Origin of the sequence: Nocardiopsis trehalosi NBRC 14201 (assembly GCF_001552555.1) — a bacterium.
Lineage (GTDB): Bacteria > Actinomycetota > Actinomycetes > Streptosporangiales > Streptosporangiaceae > Nocardiopsis_B > Nocardiopsis_B trehalosi.
This window is the reverse complement of record NZ_BCRK01000041.1, coordinates 1-16,098: the sequence shown is the minus strand read 5'-3', so window position 1 is coordinate 16,098 and position 16,098 is coordinate 1. Positions and strand designations below refer to the sequence as shown.

General features: G+C 76.8%; 20 protein-coding genes and 1 other RNA gene. 13 read left to right on the top strand and 8 right to left on the bottom strand.

Going from position 1 to position 16,098, the window contains the following annotated elements; all coding sequences use genetic code 11:
* Positions 1 to 57 precede the first annotated feature (57 nt).
* A complete protein-coding gene (locus NT8_RS10160; RefSeq protein ID WP_084468803.1) occupies positions 58 to 924 on the bottom strand; it encodes a DUF1206 domain-containing protein in 867 nt (288 codons plus the stop codon).
* 244 nt (positions 925 to 1,168) lie between these two features.
* On the opposite strand from NT8_RS10160, the gene NT8_RS10155 reads away from it, so the two are divergent.
* Entirely contained in the window at positions 1,169 to 2,350 is a 1,182-nt protein-coding gene (locus tag NT8_RS10155) for a VLRF1 family aeRF1-type release factor (RefSeq protein WP_245646114.1), read from the top strand.
* 29 nt (positions 2,351 to 2,379) lie between these two features.
* The gene (locus tag NT8_RS10150) at positions 2,380 to 2,949 is read left to right on the top strand and encodes a hypothetical protein (RefSeq protein WP_067966783.1); all 570 of its coding nucleotides are present in this window, start codon (positions 2,380 to 2,382) and stop codon (positions 2,947 to 2,949) included.
* Positions 2,950 to 3,187: 238 nt separating this feature from the next.
* Here NT8_RS10150 and NT8_RS10145 read toward each other — a convergent pair whose 3' ends face one another.
* The 3 genes from NT8_RS10145 to NT8_RS10135 form a co-directional block, all read right to left on the bottom strand.
* Entirely contained in the window at positions 3,188 to 3,793 is a 606-nt protein-coding gene (locus NT8_RS10145) for an AAA family ATPase (RefSeq protein ID WP_067966779.1), read from the bottom strand.
* 94 nt (positions 3,794 to 3,887) lie between these two features.
* Positions 3,888 to 4,247, bottom strand: a complete 360-nt coding sequence (locus tag NT8_RS10140) for a hypothetical protein (RefSeq protein ID WP_067966776.1) — start codon at positions 4,245 to 4,247, stop codon at positions 3,888 to 3,890.
* Between the two features lie 107 nt (positions 4,248 to 4,354).
* Positions 4,355 to 4,696, bottom strand: coding sequence for a hypothetical protein (locus NT8_RS10135; RefSeq protein ID WP_067966774.1), 342 nt, complete (start codon positions 4,694 to 4,696; stop codon positions 4,355 to 4,357).
* Between the two features lie 172 nt (positions 4,697 to 4,868).
* On the opposite strand from NT8_RS10135, the gene NT8_RS10130 reads away from it, so the two are divergent.
* The 5 genes from NT8_RS10130 to NT8_RS10110 all read left to right on the top strand — a co-directional run bounded on the left by NT8_RS10130 (position 4,869) and on the right by NT8_RS10110 (position 8,868).
* Complete coding sequence (locus tag NT8_RS10130) at positions 4,869 to 5,891, top strand: SMP-30/gluconolactonase/LRE family protein (RefSeq protein ID WP_217999147.1); 1,023 nt, start codon at positions 4,869 to 4,871, stop codon at positions 5,889 to 5,891.
* Between the two features lie 99 nt (positions 5,892 to 5,990).
* Positions 5,991 to 6,953, top strand: coding sequence for a helix-turn-helix domain-containing protein (locus NT8_RS10125; RefSeq protein ID WP_084468802.1), 963 nt, complete (start codon positions 5,991 to 5,993; stop codon positions 6,951 to 6,953).
* Positions 6,950 to 7,420: a DUF397 domain-containing protein gene (locus NT8_RS31455; RefSeq protein WP_084468801.1), complete on the top strand. Its 471-nt coding sequence runs from the start codon at positions 6,950 to 6,952 to the stop codon at positions 7,418 to 7,420. Before NT8_RS10125 ends, NT8_RS31455 begins: the two co-directional genes overlap by 4 nt.
* 9 nt (positions 7,421 to 7,429) lie before the next feature.
* On the top strand, positions 7,430 to 8,113 hold the full coding sequence (locus NT8_RS10115; protein WP_067966769.1) for a GAP family protein: 684 nt from the start codon (positions 7,430 to 7,432) through the stop codon (positions 8,111 to 8,113).
* A 185-nt stretch (positions 8,114 to 8,298) separates the two neighbouring features.
* Positions 8,299 to 8,868 carry a DUF7144 family membrane protein gene (locus tag NT8_RS10110; protein WP_067966766.1) on the top strand — a complete coding sequence of 190 codons (570 nt, stop codon included), beginning with the start codon at positions 8,299 to 8,301 and terminating at the stop codon, positions 8,866 to 8,868.
* Between the two features lie 58 nt (positions 8,869 to 8,926).
* On the opposite strand, the gene NT8_RS10105 is transcribed toward NT8_RS10110, so the two are convergent.
* Positions 8,927 to 9,811, bottom strand: a complete 885-nt coding sequence (locus NT8_RS10105; RefSeq protein ID WP_067966763.1) for a deoxyribonuclease IV — start codon at positions 9,809 to 9,811, stop codon at positions 8,927 to 8,929.
* A 126-nt stretch (positions 9,812 to 9,937) separates the two neighbouring features.
* Here NT8_RS10105 and NT8_RS10100 point away from each other — a divergent pair, with 126 nt between their 5' ends.
* Positions 9,938 to 10,357: a hypothetical protein gene (locus NT8_RS10100; RefSeq protein ID WP_157515659.1), complete on the top strand. Its 420-nt coding sequence runs from the start codon at positions 9,938 to 9,940 to the stop codon at positions 10,355 to 10,357.
* Between the two features lie 60 nt (positions 10,358 to 10,417).
* Here the strand turns inward: NT8_RS10100 and NT8_RS10095 are convergent, their stop codons facing one another.
* On the bottom strand, positions 10,418 to 10,927 hold the full coding sequence (locus NT8_RS10095) for an LURP-one-related/scramblase family protein (protein WP_067966755.1): 510 nt from the start codon (positions 10,925 to 10,927) through the stop codon (positions 10,418 to 10,420).
* A 95-nt stretch (positions 10,928 to 11,022) separates the two neighbouring features.
* Complete coding sequence (locus tag NT8_RS10090) at positions 11,023 to 11,997, bottom strand: 2-dehydropantoate 2-reductase (RefSeq protein WP_067966752.1); 975 nt, start codon at positions 11,995 to 11,997, stop codon at positions 11,023 to 11,025.
* A gap of 206 nt (positions 11,998 to 12,203) precedes the next feature.
* Here NT8_RS10090 and NT8_RS10085 point away from each other — a divergent pair, with 206 nt between their 5' ends.
* The 5 genes from NT8_RS10085 (at position 12,204) to NT8_RS29845 (ending at position 15,834) form a co-directional block, all read left to right on the top strand.
* Positions 12,204 to 13,043 carry a Nif3-like dinuclear metal center hexameric protein gene (locus tag NT8_RS10085; RefSeq protein ID WP_067966821.1) on the top strand — a complete coding sequence of 280 codons (840 nt, stop codon included), beginning with the start codon at positions 12,204 to 12,206 and terminating at the stop codon, positions 13,041 to 13,043.
* Between the two features lie 50 nt (positions 13,044 to 13,093).
* A complete protein-coding gene (locus tag NT8_RS10080; RefSeq protein WP_067966749.1) occupies positions 13,094 to 13,837 on the top strand; it encodes a zinc ribbon domain-containing protein in 744 nt (247 codons plus the stop codon).
* 31 nt (positions 13,838 to 13,868) lie between these two features.
* Positions 13,869 to 15,071, top strand: coding sequence for a bifunctional RNase H/acid phosphatase (locus NT8_RS10075; protein WP_067966745.1), 1,203 nt, complete (start codon positions 13,869 to 13,871; stop codon positions 15,069 to 15,071).
* 12 nt (positions 15,072 to 15,083) lie between these two features.
* An RNA gene (rnpB, locus tag NT8_RS10070) (RNase P RNA component class A) lies at positions 15,084 to 15,468 on the top strand.
* A gap of 228 nt (positions 15,469 to 15,696) precedes the next feature.
* Entirely contained in the window at positions 15,697 to 15,834 is a 138-nt protein-coding gene (locus NT8_RS29845) for a hypothetical protein (protein ID WP_169805207.1), read from the top strand.
* 63 nt (positions 15,835 to 15,897) lie between these two features.
* Here the strand turns inward: NT8_RS29845 and NT8_RS29840 are convergent.
* The coding region (locus NT8_RS29840; RefSeq protein ID WP_169805206.1) for a hypothetical protein at positions 15,898 to 16,098 on the bottom strand (201 nt) is incomplete at its 5' end.

Sequence of the window (16,098 nt, the reverse complement as noted above, 5' to 3'; positions counted from 1 at the left end):
CCCGCTCCCCCGCCCGGCGGCCGGGGCGGGGGAGCGGGCGGAGGGCGGGGGAGCGGGTCAGCCCTTCACGTAGCGGGACTCGCAGAAGCAGTAGAGGCCGTAGAGGATGACGCCCACCGCGACGGCGAAGAGCAGCGGGGGACCGGCGGGGGTCTCGGCGAAGAGGCGCAGCGTGCCGTCGAGGCCCTGCGCGCGGTCCGTGTCGTAGGTGAGCGCCGCCTGGCCGATGAACAGGCCCGCGGCCGACATCACCACGCAGAACGTCACGTTGCCCACCACACCCAGGACCCGCACGGTCCGGCGGGCGGCCCGCGACGCCCCGCTGAGGTCGAGGTCCCATTCGAACCGGCGGCTGATCCCGCGCCAGCCCTGCCCCAGGCCGACGCCGATCATGCCCAGGCCGACCGCGCCGACGATGAACCGGCCGGCGGGCAGCGCCATGAGCTGCGCCGTCAGCGTCTCGGACTGGGCGTCCTGCGACTGCGGCGCGCCGGTGCCCAGCAGGTAGTGGACGATCGTGCCGCACAGCACCGCGTAGACGACGGCGCGGCCGCCCGCGGCGGCGCGCCGGTGCGGCTCCTGGGCGCCGAAGCGCCCGCCCAGCACGGCCACCGTCGCCTGCCACACGGCCAGCCCGCCCATGCCGGCGGCCGCCGCCCACAGCACGATCGCGCCCCCGGTGTTCTGCGCGATGACCTGCAGGGCGCCGCTGTTGTCGGCCTGCTCGCCGCCGCCGGTGCCGGTGGCGATGCGCACGGCCAGGTAGCCGATGATCAGGAAGAGCAGGCCCTTGGCGGCGAGGCCGACGCGGGCCAGGCGGAGCAGCCACGGGTTGCGGGCGGCCCGGCGGCCGGCGGCGCCGGCCCGGCGGCCGAGGCCGCGGGCGCCGGCTCCGCCCTTCGGTGCGCTGCGCGTGTTCGTCATGGCGATGGGCTTCCCCCGACCACCCCGGTGAAACCGGTTTCACCCGCTACCTGGTCGGATGACCAGTAAGGGCAGGGTGTCCGAGATGTGAGTGATCTACGTTTTGTGATTGCATCCGGGTTCTTGGCGCGGACCTGGGACGACGCCGACCACCCATTGATCCCTCCCCTGGTGTCCTGTTAGGGAGGGTCGGGGGGCCGGTTCCGGTCCCCCGAACGGGCAACCGACGATGGGCGGGACGAACGTGATCCTTGACCAGACGGCGCTGCGGGACCTGGCCCAGATGAACGACGACATGGGCGTGGTCTCCGTCTACGCCACCGCCGACCCGCGCGACACCTCCGCCTCCCCGGCGTGGCGACTCCACGTGGGCAACGCCATCGCGGCGCTGCGCGAGTCGGCCACCGCCGACGGCGACCGTGCGCGCACCGCCGCAGTACTCGACCGGCTCGACACCCTGGCCCCCGAACTCGACGCGGTCCTCGACACCTCCCGGTCCGGCATGGGTCGGGCGCTGTTCGCCCGCGTGGGCGGCGAGGACGTCCGCACCCTGGCGGTGCAGATGCCGCTGGAGGACTGCGCGCGGTTGGAGGACCGCCCCTACCTGCGGCCGCTCGCGGCGGCCCTGACCACCGACGGCCCCGCCGGGGTCCTCGCCGTGTCGCGCGACGGGGTGCGCGTCATCGACCTGCGGTTCGGGCAGGCCCGGGAACTCGACCGGCTGCCCTTCGAACTCGACAACGACGACTGGCGCCCCACCCGCCGCGCCGCCACCGGGCAGGGCGGCACCCTGGCCCGGGCCTCCGGCGAGGACGACCGGTTCGAGCGCCGCGTCGAGGAGCACCTGCTGCGCTTCCTCTCCTCGGCCCGGCCCCGCCTGCGCGCGACGGCCGACGAGCACGGGTGGAGCGCCGTCGTCATCACCGGCGGGCCGCAGCTGCTCGACGTCGTCCGCCAAGGGCTGGACACCGGCTCCGCCAACCGCGAGATCGTCCTGCTGGACCGGGTCGTGGAGCGCATGTCGCTGTCCGACATCGCCGCACTGGCCGGCCCGGAGCTGCGGGCCGCCCGCGTCCGGCGGTGCGCCGAGGCGGCACGGGAGGCGCGCGACGCCGCGCTGTCCGGCGGCGCGGGCGCGGTCGGGGTGAGCGACACCCTCGGGGCGCTGCGCGAGGGGCGCGTCGACCACCTGTTCCTGGACGGCGCCGCCGACCTGCGCGGCGGCCGGGCCCCCGACGGCGCGTACTACGCTCAAGGGGAGACGGCGCCGGGGGTGCCGGCGGCGGCCATGGTGCCGGAGGCCGACCTCGGCGAACGCATGATCGCCATCGCCCTGACCAGCGGGGCCGACGCCACGGTGCTCCCGCCGGACTCCTCCGACGCGCTCGCCGAAGGCGACGGGGTGGTGGCGCGGCTGCGCTGGTGACGGACGCGGGGGGCCATTCGGTGCGGGACATGGGCGTGCGCGGGTTCCAACTCGTCCTGCTCCGCCGGATGGCCGACACCCGCCCCGACCTGGTCGACGACGCGCGGCGCGTCCTGGACGCCTCGCGCACCGAGATGCGCGAGGCCAACCGGCGCTGGCAGGCGTTCACCCGCGCCGCGCGGGCGCCCCGGGGGGTGCGCCGCTACGCGCTGCCCCTCGGGCCGCCCGCGCGGGTGCGCGACGTCGCCGTGGGCGACCTCGTCTGCCGGGCCCACCACTGGCCGCTGCCGCTCTGGCCGGAGTTGGTGTTCGAGGTGGTCACGGTGGCGGGCGGCGGGGTCGTCCAGGAGTGGCTGGTCCGGGACGACGGGGGCGCCCCGCCCCCGCTGCGCACCCTGGCCGACCTGGCACCGTGGTCCTGCGTCGTGGACGACGTCGTCCGCGCGTTCCCGGACGCGCGCCCGCTCGAAGGGGACGCGCCGTCGCGGTGGCGCCTCGCCTTCACGGCGCTCGCCGGGGACGGCGGCCGCCCCGTGCCGGCCGTCGCGGACTTCACCTGGGGCCTCCTCCAGCGGGTCACCGTCCCCACCGCCCCCTGAGCCGCCCGCCCGCGCGCGCGACCGGCCCCCCCCGGCGGCCCGCGGCGGGTGGGCGGTCGGCCCCCCGGCGGCCCGCGGCGGGTGGGCGGTCGGCCCTAGCGGCGGAAGCTCCGCTTGTAGTTGCGCCGCATGAGCACCGCGACGGTGACGAAGATGCTGGGGATGCCGATCGCCAGCAGGGCGATGACGAGAATTTCCAACCATCCGAATCCCATGCCGCCCCCCTACCCCTCCGACGTCAGAGCTCACGTCCGGACGCCGCCGCGATCACCGCCGCCACCTGCGACGACAGCGGGGGAGCGCCCGCCCGGTTGTCGATCGCGGTGTGCGGCGCGGCGGGCGGCTCGTCCGGACGCACCCGGGCCGCGAACGCGTCGAAGCCGGCGAGCTTCCCGGCGTCGCGCTCCCGGCCGCGCGCCGCCAGGCGCGACCGCAGCGTCGCCGGGTCGGTGCGCACCCACACCAGGCGCACCGGGTCGCCGCCGAGGGCCGACGTCCACGCCGCCCACGTGTCGCTGTCGCGGATCTGGCCGGTGAACGGGGCGTCGAGCAGAACGGGGCACCCGTTGGCGCGCACCCGCCGGGCGGCGGCGGTCAGCCCGGCGTACTCGTGCGCCTTCACGCGGACGTCGTACCAAGGGCCCTCGCGCTCGCCGTAGGGGCGGCCGTACGCGGTCAGCACCTCGGCGACGAACCCGCTGTACAGCGTGTCCTTGTCGAGCAGGGCGGGCACCGGGCGCAGCCGCGCCGCCAGCAGCGCGGCGACGGTCGACTTCCCCGCGCCGGGGGCGCCCGCGACGACCCAGACGGGACCGGGCACCGGCCCGGAGGGCGTGTCGGTCATCCACCCACCCTGCCACGCCCAGGCCGGTTCCGCCGGTGCCGACGCCCCACTCCAACCCGCCCGCCACGGCGCCGCCGCCGGACGTGCGCCGACCTCAGTCCGCCGTTGGAACGCCCGCCTCCAGCGCGGCGGCCCGCCGCTCCAGGTCCGCCGCCTCGGCGTCCCAGTCCGGGCCGTGCAGCCACAGGTTCCCGGCCGCCGCCCGGAGCAGCGCCGGGTCGTCCGGCCGCTGGAGGACGGCCAGCCGGTACGCCAGGTTCCGGACCCAGACCGGGAGCCGGCCGTCGACCTCGTTGGGGCACAGCTCGCGCAGCATCGCCAGGATCGCGTCCGCGTCGGCGAAGGTCAGCTCCTCGACGAAGTAGTGCTCGCGGTGCTCCGCCGCGCACTCCGGCGCGGCCCGGTACTCGTCCCCGAACAGGCAGCGGGCGTGCTCGGTCAACGTGGCGTGCATCCCGGCACCCTACGCCGCCCCGGACCCCCGCGCCGCGTGCCCACCGGGGTGCCCATCTCCGACGGACGGCCCCGGACACCGGCGGACGTCCGTGGACCGGCGGAGGGTCAGGACTCGCCGTTGAGCAGGTCAGGGGCGTAGTACTCGTCCAGCGGGACCGGGCCGCGGTAGCCCTGGCACATGCACTGGCGGTAGGTGCCGCCGCTCTGACCGGTCCAGCGGCCCGGGATGACGACCTGGGCCTGGCACATCTTGGAGTCCTTGTCGTGGAAGACCAGGTGGTGGCCGCACCCGCAGATGGGCTGCGGCGTGCGCGGTGCGGCGGGGATCGACGGCTGCTGGCGGTCGCGCCGGGCGGCCGCGCGGTCGGCGCGCCGCGGCATCGCCCGCCCGATCAGCACCCCGCCCAGCGCGATGGCCGCTCCGAGCACCAGACTCACCGGGTCCATGTTCCGCACCGTCCTCCCATGCCGATCGTTCTCATTGTGGCCCAACTCCGGCCCTCCGTGCGGTGCGGGACCGCGATTCCCGCGAATTCCCCGCGCGCCGGGGGCGCCGGCCGAGGGCGGCGGGTTATGCTGCCGGTCCGGCCCGTCGGCCCCACCCCCTCGGGAGCCCCGCATGCCGCGACCGCCCATCGACCCCGCCACCTGGAACCCGCCGCCCGCGCCGCCGCGCGCCCGGCGCCGGGCCAGCACTCCGCCGATGCCCCGCCCGCGCCTGCTGCCCGTCGACGCGGTCGGCCCCGAGGACGTCGCCGTCGAGGCCGACGGATCGGTGCTCACCGGCGTCGAGGGCGGCCTGGTGCTCCGGCTGCGCCCCGGCGCGCCGCGCCCGGACCTCGTCGTCGACACCGGGGGCCGCCCGCTCGGCATCGAGGTCGCCGCCGACGGCCGCATCGTCGTGTGCGACGCCGAACGCGGGCTGCTGCGCGTCGACCCCGACGGCACCGGACTGGAGGTCCTCGTCCCCGCCGACGGCGACCGGCTCGCCCTGTGCAACAACGCGGCGGTCGCCCCCGACGGCACCGTGTACTTCAGCGACTCCAGCCACCGGTTCCCGCTGCGGTACTGGATGGCCGACGTGCTGGAGCACCGCGCCTCCGGCCGGCTCCTGCGGCGCACCCCCGACGGCGCCGTCGACGTGCTGCTGGACGGCCTGTGCTTCGCCAACGGGGTGGCGCTCGCCGCCGACGGGACGTTCGTCGCGGTCGCCGAGACCAGCGCCTACCGGCTGCGCCGCGTCTGGCTGACCGGTCCCCGCGCCGGCCGCGACGACGTGCTCGTCGACAACCTGCCGGGCATGCCCGACAACCTCAGCACCGGCCGCGACGGCCGGGTGTGGATCGCCCTGCCGTCGCCCCGCAACGCCGCGCTCGACTGGGCGCTGCCCCGGGCGCCCGGGCTCCGCCGCGCGCTGTGGGCGCTGCCCCCGGCCCTGCACCCCACGCCCCCGCCCACGGCCTGGGTGATGGCGGTCGACCCCCTCGGCCGCACCGTCGCCGACCTGCAGCGCCGCGTCCCCGGCTTCCGGATGGCCACCGGCGTCCGCGAGACCGGGGACGGCCTCGTCCTCGGCACGCTCACGGGCGGCGCGGTCGCCCGCGTGGCGCTCCCCGGCGACGGGGCGGCGGCCGGGGCCTGACCCCTCCGGCGCGGCCGGCGCCGGGTACCCCGGTCCGGTAGCGGACGAAAATCGCTGTTCAGAGGACAGAGCGGCGTTCGCATAAGTACCGTGCTCTCCATGGCCCCGGTGATCACCCCGGCCGTCGGCGACACCTCCACGGGGCCGGAACCCGTCGCCATCGCGAGAGAGCACGTGTCAGTCCACCAGAGCGCCCTCCTGTCGGCCGCGCGCAGCCCGTCGCTGCGCCTGCGCCGCCTCGCAGCACACCTCCGCCGGGCCCGCACCGGGTGCGGGTACACCACCTCGCAGGTCGCCGCGGCCATGAGATGGAGCGTCGGCAAGGTCTCCAAGATGGAGACCACCGAGTCCAAACGCATCAAGCCCGCCGACCTCGACGGGCTCATGGACCTGTACGGCATCACCGACCCCGTCGAACGCGAGACCCTGCAGGGGCTCGCCCTCGACGCCCGCGAGCGCGGGTGGTGGGCCCGCTACAAGGACGTGTTCGGCAACGAGGCGCTGCCCGACTTCGAGGCCGAGGCGTGCGCGCTGCGCGCCTTCGAGTCGCAGGTGGTCCCCGGACTGCTGCAGACCCCCGCCTACGCCGAGGCCATCTTCCTCGGCGGCATGCGCCCCGACCCCGAGGCCGTGCGCCGCCGGGTCGAGGCGCGGATGGCGCGGCGCGCCATCCTCACCCGGTTCGACCCCGTGCACCTGCACGCGGTCGTCGACGAGGCCGTGCTGCACCGGGGGATCGGCGGCCCCGAGGTCATGGCCGGCCAGCTGCGCCACCTGCTGCACATGGCGCAGACCCCCAACGTGGACGTGCAGGTGCTGCCCTACGAGGTGGGCGCGCACGCGGCGCTGACGGCGCCGTTCATGATCCTGGAGTTCCCCAACCCGCTCGATCCCACGATCGTGTGCGTCGAGACCCTCAACGACGCCCTCTACCTGGAGCTGCCGTGCGACGTGGGCACCTACGTCGCCACGTTCGCCGACATCCGTGAAGTGGCGTACGGGACGGCCCGGTCGCTCGACGTGATCGCCGACGCCCTGGGGGCGGTGAAGGCCGCGAGATGAGATCCGAGCCGGAGTTCCGGAAGAGCAGCCACAGCGGTCAGGGAGTGAACTGCGTGGAGGTGGCCCACATCGGGCCCCGGAACCCCGGCGAGACGGGGGCGGACGGCCCCGAGGAACCGCCCGATACCGGGCCCAGAGCGCTCGTCCGCGACTCCACCCACCCCGATCTGACCCGCCTCGCGTTCCCCGCCGCGGAGTGGCGGGCCTTCCTCGTCGCCCTGGTGCTGCGGCGCGCCCCCGCGGTCCGCGTCCCCGCGCGGCGCCCCGCCGCCCACCGCGCCGCCGCGCGCGGCACGACCGGTCCGGGGCGCGCCCGGTCGGCGGGCGCCGCAACGTCGGCGCAAAGGTCCGGCCGGAAACCCGTCAAGACCGCCGGCGGCCGCGCACCGCCGGACGGCCCGCGGGCCCAGGATGGGTCACAGGTGTGCGCGCCCGGTGGGCCGCGCCCCGACCGGCCGTCCAGTTGAGGAGTCGCCGTGCCGAACGCCTTCGCCGAACTCCTTCCGTTCGCCTTCGGGCTCGTCCTCGCCCCGCTGCCCGTCGCGGCGGTCGTCCTGCTGCTCCGGTCGTCCGGGGGGACGGCCGCCGCGGCCGCGTTCACCGGGGCGTGGTTCGGGACCGCGGCGGCGGTCGCGTTCGTGGTCGCCCTCATCACGTCGCTGGGCGCCGACCCCGACCGCGCCGGTGTGCTGCCGGGGTGGGTGGGCCTGCTGCACCTGGTCATCGGGGTGGTGATGGTCGCACTCGCCGGGCAGGCGGCGCACCGGCACCTGCGGCGCGGCGCCGCCACGGCGGACGCCCCGCCGGCCTGGCTGTCCGACATCGGCGGGTACGACCCCGCCCGCGCGGCGGGGCTGGCGGCGGCGCTGGCGGCGCTCAACCCCAAGAACCTCGCGATGCTCGTGGGGGCGGGCGCGGCCGTGGGCGCGTTCGGACTGGGCGCGGGCGGCGCCCTGGTGTCGGCGCTGGTGTTCGCGCTCCTCGGGACGGCGACCGTGGCGGCCCCGCTGGTCGCGGCCCTGGCGGCGGGGGAGTGCGGCGGAGGCGGGCTCGACCGGGTGCGGGGGTGGCTGGTCGAGCACAACGACGTGGTGACCACGACCGTGCTGTTCGTGTTCGGCGGCGTGTTCCTGGCCCGGGGCCTGCGCGGCGTGCTCTGACCGGCGGCCGGGCCGCCGGCCGGGCGGCCGATCCGGTGGCCCGCCAGGGCGGCGTTCCGTCCGTTTTCGCCAAAGCTTGGGTGAAGTGCGTGGATTTGCGGGTGTGGACTCGTGCATCGTGAAGCCGTGACCGAGCCTCGCTCACGGGGAGCCCGCTCCCCGACGCCATCCGAGAGGAACGCGCAATGAGAACCACGAAGGCGAACGGTTGGGGAGTCTTCGGCGCGACACTGCTCTTCGTCGTCGGCGCCATCAACGTCGTCCAGGGCATCGTCGCGATGTTCACGCCCGAGTACTACTTCGTCGCCGATGGCGACATGCTGGTGACCGGCTTCACCCTGTGGGGCATCGTCCTGGCCGTGTGGGGTGTGGTGCTGCTCGCCGCGGGCGCCGCGCTGCTGTCGGGGAAGACGTGGGCCCGCGCGCTCGCGGTCGTCCTCGCGGCGGTGAACGCCGTCGCCCAACTGGCGTTCCTGGTGTCGAACCCCCTGTGGTCGCTCATCGCGATCGCCATCGACGTGCTCGTCATCTACGGCATGACCGCCGGCTGGCCCGACCACCTCGCCCGTGGCGACGACGCCTACGGCGCCGGGCGGGCCGACGCCCGGGGCGTGCCCGCCGACACCGGGCGGCGCGGCACCGCGCCGGCGGCCGGCGCAGCGGGGGAGGAGGCGGTCGGCCCGGCCGGGCGGGCCTCCGCCGCGCACGCGCCCGAGGGCACCGGGCGCGGCCGCCACGAGCATCCGACGGGCTGACGCGCCACGCGCGCCGCGCCGGGCCGCCGTCAGGCGGCCCGGCGCGGACGCGTCCGGCTCAGCCCGCGGCGCCCTGGTCCGCGGTGCCCGTGGCCGCGGCGCGCAGCCGCTTCAGCGTGGCGACGTCGGCCGCGTGCTCGGCGACCGGACCGGGGGTCTCGCAGGTCAGCGGCACGCCCGCGCTGACGGGGTGCCGGAACAGTTCGGCGAACGGTTCGGCGCCGATCTCCCCCGCCCCGATGTTGGCGTGCCGGTCCTTGTTGCTCCCGCACGCCGACGCGGAGTCGTTGGCGTGCACCAGCCCCAGCCGGTCGGCGCCCACGACCTCGCCGAACCGGTCGAGGACGGCCGCCATCAGCTCCGGGGTGGAGATGTCGTGGCCGGCCGCGAACAGGTGGGCGGTGTCGAGGCACACGCGGGCGCGCGGGTGCCAGTCGAGCGCGGCGAGGTAGCCGGCGAGGTCGTCGACCGTGGCGCACAGCACCTGCCCCTGCCCGGCCATCGGCTCCAGCAGCACCGGCGGGACGTCCTCGCCCAGGCGCTCCAGCATCGGCAGCAGCCGGTCGCGCATCCGCGCCAGGCCCTCGGTGCGGGTGCCGCGCACGGCCGACCCGGTGTGCACGACCACGCCGCGCGCGCCGATCTCGGCGCCGCGGCGCAGCGCGTTCTCCAGCGACGCGGTGGACTTGGCGGCGATGGCGTCGTCCGGCGCCCCGAGGTTGATGAGGTAGGGGGCGTGCACGAACACCGGGAGGTCGGCGCGGGCGCGCAGCAGGGCGTCCTCGGCCGGAACGCCCGGGGTGGTGGCCCAGCCGCGCGGGTTGGACACGAAGACCTGCACGGTCTCGGCCTCGATCTGCGCGGCGTAGGGCAGGCCGCGGGTCGCCAGGCCGCCGGCGACGGGAACGTGCGCCCCGATGGGCGTGAAGGGAAGTCCGGTCATGATCGCCCCCAGCCTAGCGCCACCCCGCGCCCGCAGGCGCAGGTCACGGCGGGCGCGGGGTGGCGCGGACGCCCCCGGTCGCGGCGCGTCCGCCGAGGGCCGCGCCGCCGATGCCAGGATGGGGCCATGACGACGAGCCGATTCGCGCCGCGCTGGACGGACGTGTTGCGGGGGGCCGCCGCGGGCGCGGCCGCCACCGCCGGAGTGGGCCTGGTGGTGCTGGGCGCCGCCTGGGTGGTCGGGCGCCAGACCGCCGACGAGGTCGTGGGGGCCAACATCGGCCTCGGCCTGGCGGCGCTGGGCGTCCGCCTGGTGGCCACCCCGCTGGCGGGGTGGTGGGCGCTGCGCCGGTGGGGCGTCCCGGCCGCCGGCGGGGCCGCCGCGATCGGCACCGCGGTGTACCTGGCGGCGGCGGTGGCGGGGCCGTTCGACGCGGCCCCGCCCGCGGCCGTGGCGGGCTGGCTGCTGGGCGGCGCCCTGGCCGGCGCGGTCGGGGTCTACCTGGCGGGGGCGCTGGCGCGCGGGCGCGCCGCGGCGTCGGCCTGACGGCCGGCCCTGCCTGGCCCGGCGCGGCCGCGGCGGCGGGGCACCGCCGGGCCGCCGGGCTCAGTCCTCGTCGGCGCCGTCGTCGCGGGTCATGGCGTCGACGCACACCGCCACGCAGATGACCAGGGCGGGGTCGCCGCCCGCGTCGGTGCGGTAGGTGTTGACGTCGACCGCGTAGGTGTCGCGCAGCCGGAACCACTTGCGCGAGATGTGCGCGACGGGCCCGCCCGCGTCGTTGACGCTGTACTCCTTGTCGAGGAAGTCGCCGGTGATCTCCCACTCGTGGCCGCCGGGGAACTCCACCACCAGCTTGTCCTTGATGGGGTTGAAGACGCGCTTGCGCACGGTGGCGACCGGTTCGCCGTCGCGGTCGATGCGCATGGCCTCGCGCACGCTGAGCACCGCCTTGCGGATGCGCAGCAGCTCGTTGCCCTCGGGGTCCTTCAGTTCGAAGGTGGTACGCAGGCGCAGCGCCTTGCCGTCGACCAGGAACACCCGGTCGCCCGCCTCGTTCTCGACCCAGAAGTCGTCTCCGATGTCGAAGACGCGTTCGCGCACCAGGAACTTCACGGCCCGCCGTCCTTCCTCTCGTCGGCCCCGGGGCGGGGCGCGTGCACGACGACGGTATTGGACGCCCGCCGCCCGAGGCCACCCCGCCGGGCGGGTCAGGAGGGGCCGACGGCGTGCTGGAGGCCCGGTTCGTCGGCGCCGCCGCCCAGCGCCCGCAGCAGCGCCAGCACCGACCGGTTGAGCGGGACCGGCACGCCGTGGCGCTCGCCGGCCCGCACCACCGCGCCGGTGATCAGGTCGTACTCGACGGGGCGCCCGGCCTGCCGGTCGGCCAGCATGGACGTGCCGCTGTGCGGGTGCAGGGCGTCGAAGAAGTCGAGGGTCTGCACCGCGTCGGAGGGGTCGAGCCGGGCGCCCTCGGCGCGGCCGACGGCCACGGCCTCGTCGAGCAGGCCGTGCGCCAGCTCGCGCATGTCGGGGCTGCGCAGCACGTCGACGCGGCGCAGGGTCAGCGCTGTGAGCGGGTTGGCGGCGACGTTCATCAGCAGCTTGCGCCAGGCGGCCGTGGTGAAGTCGGTCTCGCGGACCACCTCCATGCGCGAGCCGGCGAGCAGCCGGGCGAGGCCGGTGCCCGCCTCGCCCGCCGGTACGACGAGCCGCCGCCCCCACCGGTGCCGGACGTGGTCGCGGGAGACGCGCTCGGCGGAGACGTACACCAGGGCGGGCAGCAGCTCGCCCGCCGCCAGCAGCGGGGCGATGCGCTCGTGGTGGTCGACCCCGTTCTGCAGGGCGACCACGCGGGTGCGCGGCCCGGCGAGGTGCCGGATCCAGGGCAGGGCGTGCCGGGTGTCCTGGGCCTTGGTGGCGAGCAGCAGCCAGTCGACGGGGCCCTCGACGGAGTCGGGGCGGACGGCGGCGGGCAGCATCGGGCGGTGCCGGAGCCCCTCGTACTCGACCACCAGGTCGCCGACGGGGCGCCGGACGCACAGGGTGACGGAGTGCCCGGCCGTGCGGACCGCGGCGGCGACCACGGCCCCCACGGCGCCGGCGCCGACCACCGCCACCCGCTGCGGCGTCTCCAGCGGGGCGGGCCGGGCGGTGGTCGCGGGTGCGGTCGTGGGCAGCGTCATGGCGGGTCCTCCAGCGGGGAGACGGGGGCGGGCGGTTCGCGCCGGCCGGGGTGCGCGGGCGGCGGGTCGCGCCGGCCACCGACCAGGTTCGACGCCGGGTGTTGCGTCGGTGTCAACTGCGGTGAAATGTCCCGTTACGTCGGATATGGAGGTGGGGGGTGCGCGCCGCGCCCGGCGGCCGCCCGCGACCCGCTACCCTGCGGTCCGTGACCACCACTGTTTCCCCGCCGACCCTGAACGACGTCGTCGCGGCCTTCGAGGCCCTCTACGACCCCGCCTGGGCCGCGTCCTGGGACGCGGTCGGCCTCGTGTGCGGCGACCCCGGCCAGCCCGTCCGCCGCGTCCTCTTCGCGGTCGACCCGGTCGCCGAGGTCGTCGACGAGGCCGAGGAATGGGGCGCCGACCTGGTGGTCACCCACCACCCGCTGCTGCTGCGCGGCGTCACGAGCGTCGCCGCCACCACCCCCAAGGGCCGGATCGTGCACCGCCTCATCACGGCCGGCACCGCCCTCTACACCGCGCACACCAACGCCGACACCGCCGACCCCGGCGTCTCCGACGCCCTCGCCGCCGCCGTCGGCCTCACCGGCGACCTCGCCCCGCTCGACCCCGACCCCGCCGACCCCGCCGGGCGGCGCGGCATCGGCCGCGTCGGCACCCTCCCCGCCCCCATGGCCCTGCGCGACTTCGCCGCGCAGGCCGCCGCGGGCCTGCCCGCCACCCCCGCGGGCATCCGAGTGGCCGGCGACCCCGACCGCACCGTCCACCGCGTCGCCGTCTCCGGCGGCGCGGGGGACTCCCTGCTCGGCGCCGCCCGCGCCGCGGGGGTCGACGTCTTCCTCACCTCCGACCTGCGCCACCACCCGGCGTCGGAGTTCGCCGAACAGGGCGGCGCCGCCCTCATCGACGTCCCGCACTGGGCCGGCGAGTGGCCCTGGCTGGCCGACGGCGCCGACCGCCTCACCCGCGCGCTGGCCGGGGGACGGGCTAACGTGGAGACCCGCGTCTCCACGGCCGTCACCGACGCCTGGACCCAGCGCTTCTAGCCGCCGCACCACCGCCGCCACCGCCGCTTGAGAAGGAGTCCCGAACCCCCGTGAAAGCCGCACCCGCCCAGCAGATCCGGCTGCTCGACCTCCAGGAGATCGACAGCGGACTCTCCCGGCTCGCGCACCGCGTCCGCACGCTGCCCGAGCTGGCCGAGCTGTCCCGCCTCGACGCCCGGCTCACCGAGCTGCGGGACGCCCTCGCCGCCAATGCCACCGAGCTGTCCGACCTCGACCGCGAGCAGCGCAAGGCCGAGTCCGACGTCGACCAGGTGCGCGCCCGCACCGAGCGCGACACCCGCCGCCTCGACGCCGGCCAGGTGTCCTCGCCCAAGGAGCTGGAAGGTCTCCAGTCGGAGATCGCGTCGCTGCGGCGCCGCCAGTCCGAGCTGGAGGAGATCGTGCTGGAGGTCATGGAGCGCCGCGAGGCCGCCGAGGCGCGCGGCACCGCCCTGCGCGCCGACCTCGCCGCCGCCGAGAGCGAGCGCGAGGCCGCCGAGGACCGCCGCTCCTCCGCCGTCCTGGAGATCGAGGCGGACCGCGCCTCCGCCGCCGACCGGCGCACGCGGGTGGCCGCCGAGGTCCCCGATGACCTCCTCGCCCTCTACACCAAGCTCCGCGACCAGTACGACGGGGTCGGCGCCGCCGCGCTGCGCTACGGCCGCTGCGAGGGCTGCAAGCTCGCGCTGAGCACCTCCGAACTCGGCCAGATCCGCCAGGCGCCCGCCGACGAGGTGCTCCGCTGCGAGGACTGCCGGCGCATCCTCGTCCGCACCGACGAGTCCGGCCTGTGACCGCCGCCCCGCGGTCCGCCGGGGGCCGCCGGTGAGCCGCCGCCTGCTCATCGAGGCCGACGGCGGTTCCCGAGGCAACCCGGGGCCCGCGGGCTTCGGCGCGGTCGTCCGCGACGCCGACGGAGCGGTCCTCGCCGAGGCCGCCGAGGCCATCGGCACGGCCACCAACAACGTCGCCGAGTACCGGGGCCTCATCGCCGGGCTCGCCGCCGCCGTCCGCCTCGCCCCCGGCGCCGACGCCGAGGTGCGCATGGACTCCAAGCTCGTCGTCGAGCAGATGTCGGGCCGGTGGCGCGTCAAGCACCCCGCCATGCGGCCGCTCGCCGACGAGGCCCGCGCCCTCGCCGCCGACCTCGGCACCGTCACCTACACCTGGGTGCCGCGCGCCCGCAACGCCCACGCCGACCGGCTGGCCAACGAGGCCATGGACGCCGCCGCCGAGGGCCGCCCGGTCCGCCTCGGCGCCGCCGGGGAACCCCCGGCCGCACCGCCGGCCGGGGCCCCGCCCGCACCCGACGCCCCGCGCCACGCGAGCGCGGCCACCGGCCCGGCCGGCCCCGCGCCGGGCTGGGGCGCACCCGACACCACCCCCACCCGGCTGCTGCTCCTGCGGCACGGCGAGACCCCGCTGTCGGTCGAGCGCCGCTTCGCCGGTACGGGCGACATCCCGCTCACCGCCACCGGCCGCGCCCAGGCGCGCGCCGCCGCCCGGCGGCTGGCCGGCGAGCGGATCGACGCCGTCGTGTCCTCCCCGCTGCGGCGCGCCCGCGACACCGCCGCCCCGATCGCGGAGGCGCTCGGCCTCGCCGTCGAGTACGACGACGACCTGCGCGAGACCGACTTCGGCGCGTGGGAGGGGCTCACCTTCGCCGAGGTGCGCGACCGCTGGCCCGACGACCTCGACCGGTGGCTGGCCGACCCCGCCGCCGCGCCCGGCGGCGGCGAGGCCTTCGCCGCGGTCGCCGAACGGGCGGCCCGCGCGCGGGCCGCGCTCCTGGCGCGCCACCCCGCGCGGACGGTCCTCGTGGTATCCCACGTCACCCCCATCAAGATCCTGCTCCAGCAGGCCCTGCTCGCCCCGCCCGAGGCGCTGTACCGGATGCACCTCGACACCGCGTGCCTGTCGCGCGTCGACTGCTTCGCCGACGGCCCGATGCTGGTGCGCGCGGTCAACGACACCGCCCACCTGGACGAGCGGTCCGCGGCGGCGCGCGGGCACCGCGCACCGGCCTAGAATGGGGGCGGGAGAGTCGGCCAGGCGGCCGCGGCGCCGCTCGGCGGCGTCGAGGAAAGTCCGGACTCCACAGGGCAGGGTGGTCGGTAACACCGACCCGGGGCGACCCGCGGGACAGTGCCACAGAAAACAGACCGCCACCGTCCGCGGTGGTAAGGGTGAAACGGTGGTGTAAGAGACCACCAGCGGCCGGAGTGATCCGGTCGGCTCGGTAAACCCCACCCGGAGCAAGGTCGAAAAGGGGGGCTCCGGCCCCCCGCGCGAACCGCCCGAGGGCGGCCCGCCCGAGGTTCGCGGGTAGACCGCACCGAGGTCACCGGCAACGGTGGCCCCAGATGGATGGCCGCCCGGTTCCCACGGGAACCGACAGAATCCGGCTTACCGGCCGACTCTCCCCTCACCCCCTGCCACGGCGCGGGCGCCGTCGCGGTGCGTGCCCCGGTGCCGGCCCCCCTGCGGTGCCCGGGGATGCGGGATGCGGGACGCGGGTGGGCGCGGGGTGGGGCGCGGCGGAAGCGCGGAAACAGCGCTAAATTGGGACGGTCAGTCGCCCCCGGCCGTGCCGCGCGGGGGCGAACCGCGGGCCCGCGCGCCCGCGCCGCCGGACGTCCGGGAAACGGTGCCCATGGAATTCTCCGGGATGTGGGTGGTGCTGTTCGCCCTGCCCGTCGTCGCGATCGTCGTGATCATCGGGTTCGCCCGATACCAGGCGTCCGAGGTGCAGCAGGACGAGCGGGACGACCGCCCCCCGGCCGACGACTGAGCCGCGGGGCCGGCGGCGCCCGGTCGGGCACCGCCGGCCCCGCGACCCGGGGCGGATCGGCGGTCAGGCCGGCGACAGGTCGCCGGGGCGGTCCTCCTCGTCGGCGGCGGTCCGCGGTCGGCGCTGCGCCGGGACCTCCGGCTCGACCGGCGCGAACTCGCCGGTGGTGGCGTCGAGCACGTGCACCTGGGCGGTCTCCAGGTCGAAGTACATGCCGGTGAGTTCCAGGCGGCCCTCGGCTACCCGGCGGCGCACCGCCGGGTA

What these genes read in the sequence shown, in the direction of transcription:
- NT8_RS10160 (WP_084468803.1), bottom strand. Translation starts at nt 924, where the DNA reads ATGACGAACACGCGCAGCGCACCGAAGGGCGGAGCCGGCGCCCGCGGC.
- NT8_RS10150 (WP_067966783.1), top strand. Translation starts at nt 2,380, where the DNA reads ATGGGCGTGCGCGGGTTCCAACTCGTCCTGCTCCGCCGGATGGCCGAC.
- NT8_RS10145 (WP_067966779.1), bottom strand. Translation starts at nt 3,793, where the DNA reads ATGACCGACACGCCCTCCGGGCCGGTGCCCGGTCCCGTCTGGGTCGTC.
- NT8_RS10140 (WP_067966776.1), bottom strand. Translation starts at nt 4,247, where the DNA reads ATGCACGCCACGTTGACCGAGCACGCCCGCTGCCTGTTCGGGGACGAG.
- NT8_RS10135 (WP_067966774.1), bottom strand. Translation starts at nt 4,696, where the DNA reads ATGGACCCGGTGAGTCTGGTGCTCGGAGCGGCCATCGCGCTGGGCGGG.
- NT8_RS10130 (WP_217999147.1), top strand. Translation starts at nt 4,869, where the DNA reads ATGCCGCGACCGCCCATCGACCCCGCCACCTGGAACCCGCCGCCCGCG.
- NT8_RS10125 (WP_084468802.1), top strand. Translation starts at nt 5,991, where the DNA reads ATGGCCCCGGTGATCACCCCGGCCGTCGGCGACACCTCCACGGGGCCG.
- NT8_RS31455 (WP_084468801.1), top strand. Translation starts at nt 6,950, where the DNA reads ATGAGATCCGAGCCGGAGTTCCGGAAGAGCAGCCACAGCGGTCAGGGA.
- NT8_RS10110 (WP_067966766.1), top strand. Translation starts at nt 8,299, where the DNA reads ATGAGAACCACGAAGGCGAACGGTTGGGGAGTCTTCGGCGCGACACTG.
- NT8_RS10105 (WP_067966763.1), bottom strand. Translation starts at nt 9,811, where the DNA reads ATGACCGGACTTCCCTTCACGCCCATCGGGGCGCACGTTCCCGTCGCC.
- NT8_RS10100 (WP_157515659.1), top strand. Translation starts at nt 9,938, where the DNA reads ATGACGACGAGCCGATTCGCGCCGCGCTGGACGGACGTGTTGCGGGGG.
- NT8_RS10090 (WP_067966752.1), bottom strand. Translation starts at nt 11,997, where the DNA reads ATGACGCTGCCCACGACCGCACCCGCGACCACCGCCCGGCCCGCCCCG.
- NT8_RS29845 (WP_169805207.1), top strand. Translation starts at nt 15,697, where the DNA reads ATGGAATTCTCCGGGATGTGGGTGGTGCTGTTCGCCCTGCCCGTCGTC.